The sequence below is a fragment of the Slackia exigua ATCC 700122 genome (assembly GCF_000162875.1).
Lineage (GTDB): Bacteria > Actinomycetota > Coriobacteriia > Coriobacteriales > Eggerthellaceae > Slackia > Slackia exigua.
The window spans coordinates 976,351-993,333 of sequence record NZ_GG700630.1 but is presented as its reverse complement, the minus strand read 5'-3'; the positions used below and the strand labels follow the sequence as shown (position 1 = coordinate 993,333).

Sequence of the window (16,983 nt, the reverse complement as noted above, 5' to 3'; positions counted from 1 at the left end):
GTCGCTCTCGTCGGCCGGTGCAAAAAGGGGAAGATGCCATGGCAACATCGATTTTTCCAGGCGAAGCGCCTGACCGCCCGCAGGAGGAGTGCGCGGTCTTCGGCGTGTATTCCCAGACCGACGACGTGGCGCGTCTGACCTGCTTCGGTCTGCAGGCCCTGCAGCACCGCGGCCAGGAATCCGCGGGCATCGCCGTGGGCGACGGCGACACGGTCACGGTCACCAAGGATCTCGGCCTGGTCACGCAGGTTTTCGACGAAGGCGTGCTCTCTGCGCTCAAGGGCAACCTCGCAGTCGGCCATTGCCGGTATTCCACCAGCAACAATGCGAATCCGTGGGCCTCTTCCCAGCCGCACATCTCCGCGATCGACGACGAGCTCGTCGCGCTTGCGCACAACGGCACCCTCGTCGACACGCGCGCCCTCAAGGCGTTCCTCGTCTCCGAGGGCGTCCAGTTCCGCTCATCCACCGACAGCGAGATCGCCTGCCAGGCCATCGGGCATTTCACGCGGCAGACGCATCATCTGCGCGAGGGGATCAAGGCGACGATGGAAGCCATCCGCGGCGCCTACGCCATGGTGCTCGCGTCGCCCCATGCGCTCTACGCGTTCCGCGACCCGAACGGCATCCGACCGCTTTGCCTGGGCGAGCTGCCCGACGGGCGCGGCTGGGTCGTCTCGTCCGAGACCTGCGGCCTCGATATCGTCGGCGCACGGTTCGTGCGCGACGTCGAGCCCGGCGAGATTCTGCGCATCGGCGAAGACGGCCTGTCCTCGTCGCATGGGCTTCCCGCCGGCGAGCATCGCGGCTGCATCTTCGAATACGTCTACTTCGCCCGGCCCGACTCCACGATCGACGGCCAGAGCGTCTACGAATCGCGCCGCTCCATGGGCCGCGAGCTCGCACGGGAATCGGCCGTTGACGCGGATCTGGTCATGGGCGTGCCCGACTCGGGCGTTCCCGCGGCCCTGGGCTATGCCGAGGAAAGCGGCGTCCCGTTCGCGGACGGCATCGTCAAAAACCGCTACGTCGGACGCACGTTCATCCAGCCCACCCAGGAAATGCGGCAGATGGGCATCCGCATCAAGCTCAATCCGCTGCCGTCGGTCATTGCCGGCAAGCGCCTGGTCGTCGTCGACGACAGCATCGTGCGCGGCAACACGTCCAAGCAGCTTGTCAGCATGCTGCGCGCCGCCGGCGCCACCGAGGTGCATCTGCGTATCTCGGCGCCCGAGGTCACGTGGCCGTGCTTCTACGGCATCGACACGCCGTCGCAGGACGAGCTGATGGCAGCCACGATGTCCAACGAGCAGATGCGTGAATTCATCGGCTGCGATTCGCTCGCGTTCATTTCGGTCGAGGGCCTGCGCGCGTCGGTCCGATCCGAGCACCGCACGTTCTGCGAAGCATGCTTCACCGGCCGCTACGTGGTCGAATTGCCGGACTATCTGAAAAAGACCTCGTTTCTCGCGAAGGAGCAGTGATCGCGCATGTCGCAAGTCACGTACGCCGACGCCGGCGTCGATATCGTAGAGGGCGCGGCTGCGGTCGACGCCATCAAGGACGCCGTGCATTCCACCTATCGGCCCGAGGTCATCGGCGATATCGGCGGATTCGGAGGCATGTTCTCCGCCGCCGCGTTCAAGGGCATGGAAGATCCCGTCCTCGTGTCCGGCACCGACGGCGTGGGAACGAAGCTCAAGGTGGCGCAGCTTCTGGGCACGCATGGCACGGTCGGCATCGACCTGGTCGCCATGTGCGTGAACGATATCCTGGCCTGCGGCGCCGAACCCCTGTTCTTTCTCGACTACATTGCTTCGGGCAAGATCGAGCGCGCGCATATCGCCCAGATCGTGGGCGGGATCGCCGACGGTTGCCGCCAGGCGGGCTGCGCCCTCATCGGCGGCGAGATGGCCGAACACCCCGGCGTCATGGATCCGGACGACTACGACCTCTCCGGCTTCACGGTAGGCGTCGTCGACCGTCCGCGCATGATCGGCCCTGAACGCGTGAAGGCGGGCGACGTCATCATCGGCCTTGCATCGAGCGGCTTTCATTCCAACGGATATTCCCTGGTCCGCAAGGTGCTCGTCGAGGGGCGCGGCGCAGACGGCTTGAATGTCGCGCGCGAAGACCTGGGCGGCCGCACGCTCGGCGAAGCCCTGATGGCGCCGACGCGCATCTACGTGAAGCCCGTCCTGTCGCTTCTGCGCGGTCTGCCGGGCGCCGTTCACGCGCTTGCGCATATCACCGGCGGCGGCATGACCGAGAACCTCGATCGCGCCCTTCCGTCCGACCTCGACGCCCTGGTCGATCGCGATGCGTGGGCCGTACCCGCCGTCACGGCGCTCGCGGTGGCCGAGGCGGGCCTTACGCGTGCCGAGGCGTTCAAGACGTTCAACATGGGCATCGGCATGGCGCTCATCGTCGCGTCCGACCGGGCGGAAGCCGTCGAGGCCGCGCTTGCCGAGGCCGGCGAGGCCCCCGTTCGTATCGGATCCGTCGTTTCCGGCGCCGGCATCGTACGCTATCTGGACGAGGAGTAGACCATGGTTCGCTTCGGGGTTCTGATCTCAGGGAGCGGCACCAACCTCCAGGCCGTCATCGACGCAATCGCGGCCGGCATGCTCGACGCCCAGGTTCCGATCGTCGTTTCGAGCCGGCCTGACGCCTACGGCATCGAACGCGCCCGCGCCGCCGGCATCGAAACGCTGGTGCTCTCGCGCGAGACGTACGCCGATCCGCGCGCAGCCGACGCGCGCATCGTGGAGGCGCTGCAGCGTGCCGGCTGCGACTACGTGGTCATGGCCGGCTACATGCGCAAGGTGACCGATGCCATCCTGGATGCGTTTCCCGACCGCGTGGTCAACCTGCATCCGGCGCTGCTTCCCGCCTTCAAGGGCGCGCACGCCATCCAGGACGCCTTCGACGCCGGCGTGAAGGTGACGGGCGTCACCGTGCATTTCGCCAACGCCGAATACGATAAGGGCCCGATCATCGCGCAGCGTGCGGTCGTCGTCGCGGAAGGCGACACGGTCGATGCGCTCGAGGCGAAGATCCATGCCGTGGAACACGAGCTCTACCCCGAAACGCTTGCGCTCATCGCCAGCGGCCGCGTGAGCGTGGGGGAGGATAGGAAGGTGCACGTTGCGTAGGTCCGCTCTGCTTGAGATCATCGATGACGTGGGGCATGGCGTCACGCCCGATCTGCTCCCCGAGGATTTTCCCTGCCTGGACGCGTGCGTCTCGGACAACCCGCATATCACGCCCGATGTCGCGACGCGCATCGCGGAAGGCCTCGGACGCGTGGACATCCCGACGTTCGAACGTGCCGTGCGCGCGATCGACGAAGGCGAGCTCGCCTGGATCGGGTTCAAGGTCGTGTTCGACGCCGAGGCCGCCCAAGCGAACGTGGATAACCAGGTCACCAAGAAATACGGCGAGGTGGGGAGCGCCGATGGGTCCGATCTGGTCTTCTTCGTAAGCGAAGCGAAGGAGATCGTCGCGTCGCGCCCGTATTCGGCCCGCGACGCCTTCCAGATGAAGGACGTCACGCGCGGGCCTTCCATGCATAACGATCAATTCAATGGATTGACCTGGGTCTCCGTTCCTCTCTTCGATCCGGTTCGCGTCTGGCTGCTCGGTGCGAGCGACGCGGCCTCGGAGGTTGCGCGTCTGGCGCATCACGTCGGTTTCGCGGTCGAAGTCGTCGATGACGATCCGGCCTACGTGAACGAGGAGCGCTTCCCGTCCGCGAAACGCCATCTCATCGGCGATTTCTCCGAGCTGGGCGATTTGAAGGGCTCGTCGGCCGATTACGCCTGCGTGCTCACACGCGGCCATATGCACGACCACGAGTCCTGCGTCTGGGCATCGGCCCAGGGCATGCGCTACGTCGGCATGATGGGGTGCAAAGGCAAGAACGAACGCATCCACGACCTCTGCATCGCATCGGGTATGACCGAGGGGCAATGGGCGGCCGTCAAGCGACCGATCGGGTTGAAATTCGGAGCGAAATCGCCTGCCGAGCTGGCTATCGCCATCGTGGCCGAGCTCGTGGACGTACGGTATAGGCAGCGGTACGACGCGCAGGCGCGTGCGCGGCATGAACAGAGTCTGGGAAGGTGACGGCATGAACGATCCTTGCGTGAAGCGGGTTCTCATCTCGGTGACGGACAAGACCGGCGTCGTGGACTTCGCCCGCGCGCTGCATGACGAGTTCGGGGCTGAAATCGTATCGACGGGCGGCACCGCGCGCGTCCTCGAGGAGGGCGGCGTGCCCGTGCGTCCGATCGACGACGTGACGGGCTTTCCCGAGATGATGGACGGTCGCGTGAAAACCCTGCATCCGAAGGTGCACGGCGGCCTTCTGGCCAAGCGCTCCAATCCCGCGCACATGGCCCAGGCCGCGGAGCATGGCATCGGCATGATCGACATGGTCGTCGTGAACCTGTATGCGTTCGAGAAGACCGTCGCCTCCGGCGCCGATGCCACCGCCTGCATCGAGAACATCGATATCGGCGGTCCGAGCATGCTGCGCTCCGCCGCGAAGAACTTCGAGAGCGTCGCCGTGGTCATCGACCCCGAAAGCTACGGCGCCATCCTCGACGAGATGCGCGCGCACGGCGGCGCCACCACGCGCGAGACGCGCGCCCGTCTCGCGCTGCACGTGTTCCAGACGACGAACGCCTACGACGGCGCCATCGCCGGCTGGCTTGCGGGCCAGGTCGAAGGTGCCGGGGAATTTCCCGAGCGCCTGTCTATCGGCCTGGTCAAGCAGCAGGACCTGCGCTACGGCGAGAATCCCCATCAGTCCGCGGCCTTCTACCGCCGCGTGACGGCGACGCCGCACGCGCTGGTCAATGCGCGGCAGCTCAACGGCAAGCCGCTCAGCTACAACAATATCCTCGACACGGACGCCTGCTGGACCATCGTGCGCGAATTCGACGATCCGGCCGTCGTGATCCTCAAGCATCAGAACCCCTGCGGATCGGCCGACGGCGCCACCGTCGCCGAAGCCTTCGAGCGTGCGTTCGCGTGCGATACCAAGAGCGCGTACGGCGGCATCGTCGCGGCCAACAAGACGGTCTCGCTCGCCATGGTCGAAGCCGTCAACGCCCATAAGCTCTTCGTCGAGGTGCTGATCGCGCCCGATTACGAACCTGCGGCGCTCGAGCTGCTCCAGCAGAAGAAGAACCTGCGCGTGCTTGCGACCGGCGGCGTGGATGCGCTTGGGCAGGAGATGGAATTCCGCACCGTCGACGGCGGCGTGCTCGTTCAAGACGTCGACGTCGTGTCCGAAGCCGCCGATTCCTTCGCCGTGCCGACGAAACGCATGCCGACCGCCAAGGAGATGGACGACCTGCTGTTCGCGTGGAAGGTCGTCAAGGGTGTGAAATCGAACGCCATCCTGGTCGCGAAGGACCATGCGGGCATCGGCATGGGGCCGGGGCAGCCCAACCGCGTCGATTCCGCGAAGCTCGCGTGCGAACGCGCGCATGAAGCATGCGCGCGCATCGGAGTTGCGCCCGAAGGCCTGGTCGCCGCGTCGGATGCCTTCTTCCCGTTCCGCGACAACATCGACATGCTCGCCGGCTACGGCGTGACGGCCATCATCCAGCCCGGCGGTTCCATCAGGGATGATGAATGCATCCAAGCGTGCGACGAGCTCGGCATCGCGATGGTCTTCACCGGCCGCCGCCATTTCCGCCACTAGGCGCGATCGATCCTGCCGTCGATCGGCGGGGTCGGGCAAGGCGGTTTTTTTCGGATGCGGGGCGATGCCGAAGCTCTCGGCAGACGCGCATGCGGCATGCGTGCTTGTGGCGCTGGGCGGTTGATAGTATGCTTGCGGATCGCCATGTCCAAGCGGCATGCGCCCGTCGCTCCCTGCGAGCGGCGCGTCGATCATTGGAGGGAAAGAAATGAACGAGATCAAGGGAATGTCGCGCCGCAACTTCCTCGCGGGCGCCGCCATGGCGGGCATCGCCGCGGCGGGCGCGGGCCTCGGCGGCTGCGCGCCCAAGACGGCCGAGGAAGGCGAGGAGTCTCCTTCGCCTGCCAAATCGTCCGATAAGAAGCATACATGGGAACAGGCTCCCGATCCGATCACCGACATCGTCAAGGACGTCGACACCGAAGTGCTCGTCATCGGCGGCGGCTATTCGGGCACCTGCTGCGCCCTGTCCGCCGGAGAGAACGGCGCCAAGGTCATTCTCGTCGAGAAGGATGCGGTCCTGAACGGCCACGGCGTCGGCGGCACGGGTGCGGTCGGTTCGCGCGCGCTCGACGAGCTCGGCATCTCCTTCGATCTTCCCGTCGAAATGGAGCGCTGGGTGTCCACCTGCGGCAACCGCTGCCGTGAATCCCTCGTGGCCAAGTGGTTCCGCGAATCCGAGCGTTGCATGAACTGGCTGCTCGACCTGGCCGAGAAGAACGGCGCCACCTGCATGGTCACCGTAGGATCCCGCTCTATCGTCCATCCCGAGATCGACTGCTACCACATGGTGTCCGGCGGCCCCCTGTTCGAGCAGCACACCGTCGCCGACTTCGTCGAGTATATGTTCGAAGCCGAGGCGAAGGCCACGGGCAACGTGGAATTCGTCTACGAGTCGCCTGCGGTCCAGCTCGTGCAGGATGCCTCCGGCAAGGTCACGGGAGCCGTCTGCAAGGCCAAGGACGGATACGTCCAGTACAACGCCACGAAGGGCGTCGTGCTTGCGACGGGCGACGTTTCGTATAACGACGAGTATCTCGACGAGTTCGCTCCCATCGCCAAGAAGGTCATGGCGCGCCTGTGCGCCGACAAGGGCAATGTCGGCGACGGCCATAACATGGCTGCCTGGGTGGGAGGCTCCTTCCAGGCGGCGCCCTGGCCGACGATGATGCATCCCCAGGCCGCCGCGTTCTATCACGGCCCCTTCCTGTTCGTGAACCCCGACGGCAAGCGCTTCATGAACGAAGCCACCTGGGTCCAGGGCAAATGCGTGGGCATCATGGTCAACGGCGGCCACGACCATGCATGGTCGATCTTCGACGCCAACTTCGAGGACGACAACACCGCTTCGCTGGAATACGGCGGCGGCATGTTCTGGGATTCCTTCCGTCCGGTCGGATCCACCTATGCGGACGCCTCTGCCGCCAATGCGGCGACGGTCGAGAAGGGCGTGACCGATACCCCCGACAACTACAAGAAGGCCGACACCATCGAAGAGCTCCTCAAGCAGCTCGACGTCGATCAGGCCGAGGCGAAGAAGACCATCGACCGTTACAACGAGATCTGCGAGGCAGGCGCCGATACCGACTTCTTCAAGGAATCGCACTTCCTCTTCCCGATCAAGCAGGGCCCCTTCTATGCATGCAAGGTCGCTCCGGGCTTGCTGGGCGTGTGCGGCGGCATCCATATCTCCGACAACTTCGAGGTCCTTACCTCTGACAACAAGCCGATCCAGGGACTCTATGCGATCGGCAACTGCGCGGGCGACATCTACGCCTACGACTACCCGATCAACGTCCAAGGCAACAGCCATGGCCGTTGCCTCGTGGAAGGCAAGTGCCTCGGCGAGCAGCTCGCCGGCGTGTACGACAAGGTGAAGGCCTAGAGGATCCGCGCGAATCCGGCGGGATCCGCGCGAGTCTTGGGGCGAAAGGCGCACTGCGCGCCGTGCAGACGAGAACGAAGGGGACGGCTTCCCTGGAAAGGGCCGTTCCCCGCGCTATGCATGAGGTGATGCCGATGAAGGCCGGCGCCAACACCCATACCGGCGATGCGGCGGACGAAGAATCCGTCGATGCGCTTTTCGATCGCATGAAGGAGCTCGTCGATCTGCTTCCCTCGATGGAGGAGAAGGGCCGACGGCTCCTTGCCGACGCAGCGGCGCGTCGCGCATGCGAGGCGATGCGGTACCGCGAGGGGCAGGAACGCGAGCTCGCCTATGTACGGGGGCTGTTCGAGGAGCATTCGAAGGCGCTTGAGGCCGCGATCGCCGCGGGCGACGCGGAGGCCGAGGAACGTGAACGCTACGCCACGCTACGCTTCGGGAATCAGATCGGCATCAAGAACGGTGCCGTCGCATCGGCGCGGCAGGCCGAGGAGGATCGTCTTGTGGAAGGCGGCTTCGACGGCATCGAGGCGGCCGAAGCCCGCATCCTTCCCGACGAGGAACGCGACGCGCTCGTGCGCGAGACCGATGCCTTCCAGGAGGACTATCGCACGACGCTCGAGGCCTGCCAGGTCGCGCTCGACGAGGAGGAATCCGGGCGAACCGAATAACGGGCGCGGGGCCTACGGATCTATTAGGAAGCGGCTTCGGAGCCGCTTCTTTCTTCCTGCGAACGGCCGGCGTTCGGACGAGGCGCGAAGACGTCGTTCCGTCTGCGGGGCCTATTTCCGTCCCGTATGTATGGCGACGATGCCTCCGGCGTAGTTTCTCCAGAGCACATCTTTGAATCCGGCGTCGCGCATCATCTGGGCATACGTTGCCTGATCAGGAAACGCCCTGATGGATTGCGCAAGGTAGACGAAGTCCGCGCGCTCGTGCGTGAACAGCTGCCCCCAGAAGGGGATCATCACCTTCAGGTATACGTGGTAGAGCGCCCGCCAGACGGGGTTAGGCGGCGTCGAGAATTCGAGGCAGGCGAACGTCGCGCCGGGTTTGAGAATACGGTTGACCTCGCGCAGCGCGCGCATGCGGTCGGGCATGTTGCGGATGCCGTAGGCCATCGTGGCCGCATCGAAGCTCTCGTCGGAATAGGGGATGTCCTGCGCGTCCACGACTTCGAAATCCATGGGCACGCCCATGCTTTCGCCCGCCTCGAAGCGTTCTTGGGCGACTTCGAGCATCTCGGCGGTGTAGTCGGTAAGCTGGATATGGGCCGGAGGATTGCGGCGCGCGGCCGCGAACGATATATCGCCTGTGCCTCCTGCCAGGTCGATCATGCGGGAAGCGGGCGTCAGGCCGGCCGCGTCGACGGTACGGCGCATCCATGATCGGTACAGCCCGAAGCTCGAAAACGCGTTGAAGCGCCGGTACTGCCGCGCGATGGCTCCGAAGATGCGCCGCACGCGTTCTTGGGAAAGCTCGGCGGGCGCTTCGGTGCCGGTCGCCGTGTCGATGCTGTGCGATTCTTCGGTCATGCGCGTGCCTGTTCATCGGGATTGTTTCGAGGGCGAAAAAAGATGCTCGGATGGGAGCCATTGGCCCAGCCGCAAAGTATAGCCCATGTCCTGATGCGCTATCATATCCACATGTTACTCTGCGCCCAACACATCATCCCGGTCACGGCGGAGCCCATCGAAGATGGCGCCGTTCTCGTCGTGGACGGCCGCATTGTCGAAATCGGCAGTGCCCAGCGGCTGAAAAGCCGCCATCCATCCGAAGAAGTGCGCGATTTCGGTCAGGCGGTCATCATGCCCGGCCTCGTCGACCTCCACACCCATCTCGAATACACGGCGCTGCGCGGAATCGTGCACGACGTCCCGTACGCCGAGTGGCTCGCCATCGAGCATAAGAAGGCCGACCAGATGACGCGCGACGAGCGCTACGATTCCGCATACCTCGGCTGCCTCGAGATGATCGCCGGAGGCGTCACCACGCTCGCCGAGTTCACGAGCTCCGGCGCGTCATGCGAAGCGCTGCACGACCTGGGCCTGCGCGCGCACGTTTATCGCAGCGTCGGCGCCACCGACAAGAACGCGGTGGACATCGCTTTGGACGAAGCCCTTGCCGACGTGAATCGTTGGAGGGGCGGCGTCGATGCCGACCGCATCGCCGTCGGCATCGCCCCCAAGGCGCTCCATGCCTGCCATCCGACGCTCTTCCGCAAGGTGAACGAGCTCGCCGCTCGGGAGAACCTGCCCATCGCCATGCATATCGCCGGCAGCTACGAGGAATACAAGTACATCAAGTACGGTTCCACGCCGCTTTCCGTGCGCGGCATCACGCGCGGCGAAGACACGCTGACCGATCGCCCGACCTGGCTTCCGACAGGCGTGACGCCGGTGAACTACGCACTGAACTGGGATGCCTTCTCCAGCCCGACCAACGTTTTGGCCGTCCACTGCGTGCATGTGGACGAGGACGACGTCAAGAAGCTCAAGCAGTACGACGTGGCGGTCGCCGTCAGCACGCGCTGCAACGCCCAGCTGGGCATGGGCCTTGCGCCGCTGCAGGACTTCCTGAGCTCCGGCCTGCGCGTCGGGCTCGGCACCGATTCGCCTGCAGCCACCGACACGGCCGATATGTTCATCGAGATGCGCTTGGGCATGCTCATCCATCGCGCGGTCGATCGCGAAAGCTTCCTGAGCGCCCAAACGATGCTCGAACTCGCCACGATCGGCGGTGCGCGCGCGCTCCGCATGGAAGACGAGATCGGCAGTCTTGACGAGGGAAAGCGCGCCGACCTGATCGTCGTGGACCTTTCCGCGTCCCGTCAGACGCCGCTCGTCGATCCGGTCACGGCAGTGGTCACCGGCGCGTCGGCATCCGACGTCATCTATACGATGGTCGGCGGCATGCCGCTGTTCGACCTGAGGAAACGGTGGGCAGGCGGCGCCAACGTCATCGACGCGGCGCGTCGATGCGCGAAGATTCGTACGAGGCTGAAGGGTTAATCGTGTCAAACCAGAAACTCACGGCAAAGCAGCGCGCGGCCAAGGTGGAGGCCGCCCAGCGGCGCGCCGAGGCGGCGCAGGCCAAGAAGGAAGCCGCCGAACGTACCAGGAAGATCTTCACGATCGTCGTGTGCGTGATCCTCGTGCTTGCGCTCGGCATTCCCACGATCGCCATCGCGGCGATGGGCGGTGGGAAACTGTAGCGTTTCGCACCGGCGCTTTCGCGCTTTAGCGAAGTGGAGTACAATAGCGCATCGACATCCATTCGACGCATGCGAAGGACGAAGATGAGCGATTTGCGCACCCCCGAGGTTGAATCCCTGCTCAAGGTCCTTGTCACGCTTGATGATCCGGACCAGGTCTACGCGCTTCTGGAAGATTTGCTGACCATCAGGGAAATCAAGGAAACCTCCCAGCGCCTTTCCGTCGCGCGCCTGCTCGCGGACGGGCGCCCTTACACCACCATCGCTCAGGAGACGGGGGCATCGGCCACGACCATCGCCCGCGTGTCCAAGGCGCTGAACTACGGGACGGGCGGATACGCGCGCGCGCTCGACATCCTCGCATCGGAGGACGGCGCACCCGTCGATGGCGCACGCATGGAGCCCCCTGCTTCGTAGGCCGCGCTTCGCAGGCACGGATTCTTCGAGTATGATGCGATTCCCTGCATGCGTGGCATCCAGCGCCCGCGTCGCGTCGACGCATTCGGATGCGCGCTGCGTTCGGCATATCCAAAGGGGGATTCATGCGGGAGCTGCATCGGCCGTCACCGGCGGTTTCGTTCGTCGGACGGCATAATTCAGGCAAGACGACGCTGCTCGAGAAGGTCATCGCCGAACTCGTCTCGCGCGGGCTGAACATCGGCACGATCAAGCATCATGGGCACCCCGATTTCGACATCGACATCCCCGGCAAGGATTCGTTTCGGCACCGTGCCGCCGGATCCGTGGACTCCGTCATCGTGTCCTCAGGTAAGATCGCACGCGTGACCAGCCTCGATCGCGATCTCGAATGCTCCGAGATCGTCAGGTGCATGCCCGATCACGATCTGATCATCGTGGAGGGCTACCGCAAGAGCGGCCTGGACGTCATCGAGCTGTTCCGCGCCGCGAGCGATCGGGACGTCGCGGCGGCCCGCGAGTTCTGCATCGATGCAACGATCGGCGGCGTCGCGCCCCAAGCCGTCGTCACCGACATGCCTGACGTCTCGGCGGTCTCGGCGGCGCACGGCATTCCGTCGTTCGGGTTCGAAGATATCGACGCCATCGCGACGTACCTCGAGAACGTGTATGCCCGTCCGAAGCTCACCGTGGTGGTGCAGGCGGGCGGCGAATCGCGCCGCATGGGGCAGAGCAAGGCGCTCGTGGGCTTTTTGGGCGAACCCATGATCACGCGCATCCTCCATCGCATCGCGCCTGCTGCGGACGAGATCGTCGTGACGACGAATGAACCCGACCGGCTCGCGTTCCTGCATGATATCGATTTCGGACGGCCGCTCCGTCTCGCGAGCGACGTCTATAAGGAACGCGGTGCGCTGCGCGGATTCTGCACGGCTATCGCTGCGGCGCGAACGCCGCTCGTCGCCTTGGTAGCGTGCGACATGGTCTACGCATCGCCGTCGCTCATCATCGCCGAGGCGGCGACGCTTCACGCCGAACGCAAGGATGCGGTGGTTCCCGTGACGCGTTTCGGGCTCGAGCCGTTCCATGCCGTCTATCGAAAGGATGCATGCCTCGATGCGACGCGCGAGATCGTCGAGCATGGAAGCGTGCGCATGGTGGATGTGTTCGACCGTCTCGACGCGCGGTTCTACAGCCGCGAGGAAACGCGTGCGGCCGCGCCGGACGGCGGCTGCTTCATCAATGTGAACACGCCGGACGAGCTCGCGCATATCGAATCGTCCATCTTGGGCGATGGGGACAGGGGCTAGGGCCGGAGGCCAAGGCTCGGTATGGAGATCGGAATCCGCAAGGCTGGAAGCCGAGATCCGGCCTTGCGATCGGAGCTAGTCCCGAACGGTTTCTTCCAGGGCCTTCCGTGCGAAATCTCGGGTCTGCTCGAGCAGGCCGTCATAGGCCGCGAGGAGGTTCTCGCCTTCGCGCGTGAGCGTCGAGCCATGGGCTCCGGCACGGAAAAGCAGGTCGAAGCCGAGGTTCGTTTCGGCTGATTTCATGATGCGCCACGCCTTGCTGTATGCCATGCCCATCGATTTGGCGGCTTTATTGAGCGAGCCGGATTCCCTGACGCCGCGACAGAGGGCGGCGACGCCCTGGCCGAATGCCAGCGGTTCGGCTTCGGTGCCGATGCTGAGCCTGATGACCGGCTTGAGATTCGAAAGTTCGTTCATGGAAAGGCCCTCCTTTGCGACCGTGCGCATCAGGTCGTCGCGCGGACGCTGAACCGGTATTCTCCAATAATGGATAAGTATAGAGCATGCGGCGTCGGCCGTGTCGGACGAGAGCGCGACCGCACGGCTGTCTGGAATACGGGACGCGGGCACGTCCGTATGTCCGCCTGTGAAGCCAGAAGAATATTCTTGATTGATAATATGCATGCATGAGAATATTATTACCGTCACGCGGCCGATATGGCCGTTCCATGCAAGAAGGGAAGCAAAGGGGTATGCCATGAAGAAATGGAAGGCGTTGCTCGCAGGAGCGTTCGCAGGCGCGCTCATCGCATCGTTCGTGCTTGTCGGGTGTTCATCATCGAACGATGGCGATCAGATGTCCTCGTCAGACGAGGGTTCGGCGGCGGACATGGCTGCGAAGGCCGATCCCGTCGAGCTGCATGTCTTCGCAGCCAATTCTCTGCAGAAGGCCCTGCCGGAAGTTCAGGAGCTCTATACCAAGGCGCATCCTGAGGTTTCCTTCGCGGATACTCAGTTCGAAGCTTCGGGCACGCTCGTGAGCAAGCTCGCCGGCACCGACGGGCAGACGCAGGCCCATGCCGATATCTTCATCGCAGCATCGACGAGCTCCATGGACAAGGCGGACAAGAACGGCTCCATCGACGCGTCCACGCGCCTGAACATGTTCAATAACGATCTGGTCCTCGCCGCCGCCACGAACAGCGACCTCAAGGTCGCCGATTTGGCGGACCTCGGAACCGATGCCGTTGATTCCTTCGCCATCGGCGAGCCCAATGCGGTTCCGGCCGGCAAGTACGCGCTGCAGTCCCTCGTCTCCGCCGGCCTGGCAACGTCTTCTCAGGCGGATGACGGCACGGTGTCCTACGAGTGGGACGCATCGGTCGCCGACAAGGTGAACGCCGGTGCGCAGAAGGTCGGCGACGTGGCTGAATACGTGAGCTCGGGCAACGTGCAGCTCGGTTTCGTGTACTCCTCCGATATCTACCGTTATGACGGGATCAAAGCCATCTACACCGTTCCGGCCGATATGCACAAGGCCATCGTCTATCCGGGAGCTGTGACGTCAGACTCTGCCAACGCGCAGGTCGCGCAGGATTTCCTGAACTTCTGCATGACCGATCCGGACGCTCAGGCCGTCTTCCAGAAGTACGGCTTCGAGCTGGCGGCCGCGTAGGCTGCCCTGCGGCCGGCGCATGCCGATTCGATCGAGCCCTGCCTCCTTCGCGGAGCGGGGCTCTTTTCATGCGCGGGAGCATATCGCGCGCAGCCTGCCTTCCGGAATATGGGTCGAATCGTTCTTTTCAAGCAGGGAAGGCCTTATGTCCGTTAAGATGAAGGCCGATTATTCTCAAGGGGGTACTATGACGCGCATGCGGAGAGGGATCGAAGCCGGGCCGAAGCGATGCCCGGCGGCCTCGCCATGCCGCGACGCCGTATGCGGCGTAGGGCGGCCGCGCATCCTCACGCCCCTTTTCGTCTCCATCCTGATCGTGCTTGCGTCGGTCCTCGCGGCAGGCTTTCTCTGCGTGCCGACGCATGCCTATGCGGACGAGGACGCGAGCGCGGCGCCGGCATCGGACGCCGCCGCCCCGCGCGATGCGTCGGGCGCCCTTCTGAGTCCGTCGGCGGCCAACCTCGAACGGGACAGCCAGGTCACGGTTTCCGCCGAGGCCGATGCAGCGGTGATGAGCGTCGCACGCGAAGGCATAGCGTCGTTCTCGCGGCAGAACAAGGGGACGAACCGCGATATCGATGGGCGTTACCTCGGGTATCGCTATGCGATGGCCGGTTCCGACGCGTTCTCCGTCATCGTGACCGATACGTCCGCGATCGTCTACATTCCCGCAAACGTCGCATCCGATCTAGGCATCGACGTGAACGATCCGGTATTCCAGGAAGAATTCCTCGTCACGCTGCGTGCGCTCGACGACGCGGCATCGAAAGGCGGTCCCACGCTCGCCGGTGCGGACCGACGCTTCTACTTCACGTCGAGCGAGTCCGTGTCCGCAGGCGACTACACGTATCGCTTCGCCGTGGAAGGCGAGGAGGGGCGCTTCTACGCGACGTGCACCCTCGAGGGGTCCCAGGATGGCAGCGCCGGTGCCGTGTATGCGGAATCGGGGTTCCTGACCGATGCGAACGACGTGGCCGTGACCCAGAAGGCCGAAGGCTTCGCCGCGCTCAAGCAATTCCTTGCCGATCTGGACTGGTCGCCGCTCTGGGTTTCCCTTAAGACGACCGGCGTGGCCGTCATCGTGATCTTCTTCCTAGGCCTGCTCGCCGCATGGGCGACGCTGCGCGTATCCGACCGTTTCAAGGGCATCTTCGACACGGTGTTCACGATTCCCATGGTGCTTCCGCCGACGGTCTGCGGCTTTCTGCTCATGCTCTTCTTCGGCACGTCGACCGCAGTGGGCCGCTGGTTCATCGCGCACGGCATCGATCTGGTCTTCACCTGGCCGGCCGCCGTCATCGCGTGCATCGTCGTCGGTTTCCCCCTGATGTATCGCACCGCGCGCGGCGCGTTCGAGAACCTGGACGGCGACATGCTGGACGCGGCCCGAACGCTCGGATGGGGCGAGGGGAAGATCTTCCTGCGCCTTATGCTTCCTTTGGCCTGGCCCTCCATTGCGGCAGGAACCGTGCTCGCATTCGCGCGCGCGATGGGCGAGTTCGGCGCGACGCTCTTCTTCGCCGGCAACTACGTCGGCATCACGCAGACCATCCCGATCGCGATCTACTACGACTGGATGGCGGGCAGAAACGACGTCGCGATTTTCTGGGTCATCGTCGTGATCCTGATATCGTTCCTGGTTATCCTCTTCATCAATGTCTATTCGTCGCATACGCAGACGTACCGTCGGAAAGGGGCGGGACGTGAGTCTTAGGATCGATATCCGCAAGAAGCTCGCTTCGTTCGACCTCGAGGTCGCTTTCGAGGTCGAGTCGGAGACGCTCGGATTCCTCGGCGCGAGCGGCTGCGGCAAGTCCATGACGCTGCGCTGCATCGCCGGCGTCGAGGAGCCTGACGAGGGCATCATCGAAGTGAACGGCACGACCTACTTCGATTCCGCGGCAGGGATCGACCTGTCGCCGCAGAAGCGCAAGACGGCGCTGCTCTTCCAGAGCTTCCAGCTGTTCCCGCACTTGACGGTGGCCGACAACATCGCGGCGGGCATCGGCCGCGACGCGGGCGAAGCCGACCGCGCCGCCGCAGTTGCGCGGCAGATCAGGCGGTTTTCGCTCGAGGGGCTCGAGAAGCGTTTTCCTTACCGCCTGTCGGGCGGCCAGCAGCAGCGTGTGGCCCTCGCGCGCATGATCGCCGCGCAGCCGGGCATCCTGATGCTCGACGAGCCGTTCTCCGCGCTCGACGCGCATCTGAAAAGCGAGCTCGAGCAGGATCTTCTTGCTCTCTTCGAATCTTTCGAGGGAAGCATCCTGTACGTGAGCCACGATATCGACGAGGCGTTCCGCTTCTGCGACCGCATCGCGGTGGTAGAGGAAGGGCATATTCGCGAAATCGCTCCGAAGCGCGATATCGTGAGCGACCCGCAGACCCTTGCGACCATTCGCCTTTCGGGGTGCAAGAACACGACCGAGGCGCAAAAGGCAGGCGATCACGAAGTGTTCCTCCCCTCGTTCGGCGTGACGGTCCGCTGCGCGCAGAACGTACCTGATGACGTGCGATTTTTCGGTGTCCGCGCATTCCGCATCCGACGCGCGCGGCACGAGGGGCGCAATGTCTTCCGCGTACGCGTGGACCGTGCGAGCGATTCGCGTTTCGAACGTACGGTCATGGTCTCGTTCCTGGACGGCGCACCGATCTCATCAGGTGCGGCGGACGAGAGCGAGCGGTTCGCCCAGACCCATCTCCAGTGGAAGGTAGACAAATTGGCGACATGCGAGGCCGATGTGCCTTGCAAGGGCGACGAGCTGCTGATAGAAATACCTGAAGAGTTCGTATACGTCGTCACGCGATGATGGCGGCGGGTTGGGGGCG

At 64.3% G+C, this 16,983-nt stretch carries 16 protein-coding genes; 14 read left to right on the top strand and 2 right to left on the bottom strand.

The window, feature by feature from the left end:
* The first annotated feature begins 38 nt into the window (after nucleotides 1–38).
* The 7 genes from purF to HMPREF0762_RS04315 all read left to right on the top strand — a co-directional run bounded on the left by purF (nucleotide 39) and on the right by HMPREF0762_RS04315 (nucleotide 8,272).
* Nucleotides 39–1,484 carry an amidophosphoribosyltransferase gene (gene purF, locus HMPREF0762_RS04345; RefSeq protein ID WP_006362254.1) on the top strand — a complete coding sequence of 482 codons (1,446 nt, stop codon included), beginning with the start codon at nucleotides 39–41 and terminating at the stop codon, nucleotides 1,482–1,484.
* A 6-nt stretch (nucleotides 1,485–1,490) separates the two neighbouring features.
* Entirely contained in the window at nucleotides 1,491–2,546 is a 1,056-nt protein-coding gene (gene purM / locus HMPREF0762_RS04340; protein WP_006362253.1) for a phosphoribosylformylglycinamidine cyclo-ligase, read from the top strand.
* Between the two features lie 3 nt (nucleotides 2,547–2,549).
* Nucleotides 2,550–3,155 (top strand): phosphoribosylglycinamide formyltransferase, encoded by a 606-nt coding sequence (gene purN / locus HMPREF0762_RS04335; RefSeq protein ID WP_006362252.1) that lies wholly within the window; start codon nucleotides 2,550–2,552, stop codon nucleotides 3,153–3,155.
* Nucleotides 3,148–4,128 (top strand): XdhC family protein, encoded by a 981-nt coding sequence (locus HMPREF0762_RS04330; RefSeq protein ID WP_006362251.1) that lies wholly within the window; start codon nucleotides 3,148–3,150, stop codon nucleotides 4,126–4,128. The genes purN and HMPREF0762_RS04330 overlap by 8 nt, the downstream gene beginning before the upstream one ends.
* Before the next feature lie 4 nt (nucleotides 4,129–4,132).
* Nucleotides 4,133–5,716 (top strand): bifunctional phosphoribosylaminoimidazolecarboxamide formyltransferase/IMP cyclohydrolase, encoded by a 1,584-nt coding sequence (gene purH, locus HMPREF0762_RS04325; protein WP_006362250.1) that lies wholly within the window; start codon nucleotides 4,133–4,135, stop codon nucleotides 5,714–5,716.
* Between the two features lie 208 nt (nucleotides 5,717–5,924).
* The gene (locus tag HMPREF0762_RS04320) at nucleotides 5,925–7,601 is read left to right on the top strand and encodes an FAD-dependent oxidoreductase (protein WP_238319083.1); all 1,677 of its coding nucleotides are present in this window, start codon (nucleotides 5,925–5,927) and stop codon (nucleotides 7,599–7,601) included.
* Nucleotides 7,602–7,735: 134 nt separating this feature from the next.
* Nucleotides 7,736–8,272: a DNA repair protein Rad50 gene (locus tag HMPREF0762_RS04315; RefSeq protein ID WP_245935495.1), complete on the top strand. Its 537-nt coding sequence runs from the start codon at nucleotides 7,736–7,738 to the stop codon at nucleotides 8,270–8,272.
* 111 nt (nucleotides 8,273–8,383) lie between these two features.
* On the opposite strand, the gene HMPREF0762_RS04310 is transcribed toward HMPREF0762_RS04315, so the two are convergent.
* Nucleotides 8,384–9,136 (bottom strand): class I SAM-dependent methyltransferase, encoded by a 753-nt coding sequence (locus tag HMPREF0762_RS04310; RefSeq protein ID WP_006362246.1) that lies wholly within the window; start codon nucleotides 9,134–9,136, stop codon nucleotides 8,384–8,386.
* A 93-nt stretch (nucleotides 9,137–9,229) separates the two neighbouring features.
* On the opposite strand from HMPREF0762_RS04310, the gene HMPREF0762_RS04305 reads away from it, so the two are divergent.
* The 4 genes from HMPREF0762_RS04305 (at nucleotide 9,230) to mobB (ending at nucleotide 12,542) form a co-directional block, all read left to right on the top strand.
* Nucleotides 9,230–10,612, top strand: coding sequence for an amidohydrolase family protein (locus HMPREF0762_RS04305; protein WP_115314211.1), 1,383 nt, complete (start codon nucleotides 9,230–9,232; stop codon nucleotides 10,610–10,612).
* Nucleotides 10,579–10,815 carry a hypothetical protein gene (locus tag HMPREF0762_RS04300; RefSeq protein WP_006362244.1) on the top strand — a complete coding sequence of 79 codons (237 nt, stop codon included), beginning with the start codon at nucleotides 10,579–10,581 and terminating at the stop codon, nucleotides 10,813–10,815. The genes HMPREF0762_RS04305 and HMPREF0762_RS04300 overlap by 34 nt, the downstream gene beginning before the upstream one ends.
* An 84-nt stretch (nucleotides 10,816–10,899) precedes the next feature.
* On the top strand, nucleotides 10,900–11,232 hold the full coding sequence (locus HMPREF0762_RS04295) for a YerC/YecD family TrpR-related protein (RefSeq protein WP_040619015.1): 333 nt from the start codon (nucleotides 10,900–10,902) through the stop codon (nucleotides 11,230–11,232).
* Nucleotides 11,233–11,357: 125 nt separating this feature from the next.
* A complete protein-coding gene (gene mobB, locus HMPREF0762_RS04290; protein ID WP_245935493.1) occupies nucleotides 11,358–12,542 on the top strand; it encodes a molybdopterin-guanine dinucleotide biosynthesis protein B in 1,185 nt (394 codons plus the stop codon).
* Nucleotides 12,543–12,617: 75 nt separating this feature from the next.
* Here the strand turns inward: mobB and HMPREF0762_RS09380 are convergent, their stop codons facing one another.
* Nucleotides 12,618–12,959 (bottom strand): winged helix-turn-helix domain-containing protein, encoded by a 342-nt coding sequence (locus tag HMPREF0762_RS09380; protein ID WP_039993319.1) that lies wholly within the window; start codon nucleotides 12,957–12,959, stop codon nucleotides 12,618–12,620.
* A 280-nt stretch (nucleotides 12,960–13,239) separates the two neighbouring features.
* Here HMPREF0762_RS09380 and modA point away from each other — a divergent pair, with 280 nt between their 5' ends.
* From modA to HMPREF0762_RS04270, 3 genes are all read left to right on the top strand, one after another.
* Nucleotides 13,240–14,157 carry a molybdate ABC transporter substrate-binding protein gene (gene modA, locus HMPREF0762_RS04280; RefSeq protein WP_009077168.1) on the top strand — a complete coding sequence of 306 codons (918 nt, stop codon included), beginning with the start codon at nucleotides 13,240–13,242 and terminating at the stop codon, nucleotides 14,155–14,157.
* A gap of 187 nt (nucleotides 14,158–14,344) precedes the next feature.
* Nucleotides 14,345–15,871: a molybdate ABC transporter permease subunit gene (modB, locus tag HMPREF0762_RS04275; RefSeq protein WP_040619013.1), complete on the top strand. Its 1,527-nt coding sequence runs from the start codon at nucleotides 14,345–14,347 to the stop codon at nucleotides 15,869–15,871.
* Nucleotides 15,861–16,964 carry a sulfate/molybdate ABC transporter ATP-binding protein gene (locus HMPREF0762_RS04270; RefSeq protein WP_006362236.1) on the top strand — a complete coding sequence of 368 codons (1,104 nt, stop codon included), beginning with the start codon at nucleotides 15,861–15,863 and terminating at the stop codon, nucleotides 16,962–16,964. The genes modB and HMPREF0762_RS04270 overlap by 11 nt, the downstream gene beginning before the upstream one ends.
* Nucleotides 16,965–16,983: the final 19 nt, after the last annotated feature.

What these genes read in the sequence shown, in the direction of transcription:
- purF (WP_006362254.1), top strand. Translation starts at nt 39, where the DNA reads ATGGCAACATCGATTTTTCCAGGCGAAGCGCCTGACCGCCCGCAGGAG.
- purM (WP_006362253.1), top strand. Translation starts at nt 1,491, where the DNA reads ATGTCGCAAGTCACGTACGCCGACGCCGGCGTCGATATCGTAGAGGGC.
- purN (WP_006362252.1), top strand. Translation starts at nt 2,550, where the DNA reads ATGGTTCGCTTCGGGGTTCTGATCTCAGGGAGCGGCACCAACCTCCAG.
- purH (WP_006362250.1), top strand. Translation starts at nt 4,133, where the DNA reads ATGAACGATCCTTGCGTGAAGCGGGTTCTCATCTCGGTGACGGACAAG.
- HMPREF0762_RS04320 (WP_238319083.1), top strand. Translation starts at nt 5,925, where the DNA reads ATGAACGAGATCAAGGGAATGTCGCGCCGCAACTTCCTCGCGGGCGCC.
- HMPREF0762_RS04315 (WP_245935495.1), top strand. Translation starts at nt 7,736, where the DNA reads ATGAAGGCCGGCGCCAACACCCATACCGGCGATGCGGCGGACGAAGAA.
- HMPREF0762_RS04310 (WP_006362246.1), bottom strand. Translation starts at nt 9,136, where the DNA reads ATGACCGAAGAATCGCACAGCATCGACACGGCGACCGGCACCGAAGCG.
- HMPREF0762_RS04305 (WP_115314211.1), top strand. Translation starts at nt 9,230, where the DNA reads ATGCGCTATCATATCCACATGTTACTCTGCGCCCAACACATCATCCCG.
- HMPREF0762_RS04300 (WP_006362244.1), top strand. Translation starts at nt 10,579, where the DNA reads ATGCGCGAAGATTCGTACGAGGCTGAAGGGTTAATCGTGTCAAACCAG.
- HMPREF0762_RS04295 (WP_040619015.1), top strand. Translation starts at nt 10,900, where the DNA reads ATGAGCGATTTGCGCACCCCCGAGGTTGAATCCCTGCTCAAGGTCCTT.
- mobB (WP_245935493.1), top strand. Translation starts at nt 11,358, where the DNA reads ATGCGGGAGCTGCATCGGCCGTCACCGGCGGTTTCGTTCGTCGGACGG.
- HMPREF0762_RS09380 (WP_039993319.1), bottom strand. Translation starts at nt 12,959, where the DNA reads ATGAACGAACTTTCGAATCTCAAGCCGGTCATCAGGCTCAGCATCGGC.
- modA (WP_009077168.1), top strand. Translation starts at nt 13,240, where the DNA reads ATGAAGAAATGGAAGGCGTTGCTCGCAGGAGCGTTCGCAGGCGCGCTC.
- modB (WP_040619013.1), top strand. Translation starts at nt 14,345, where the DNA reads ATGACGCGCATGCGGAGAGGGATCGAAGCCGGGCCGAAGCGATGCCCG.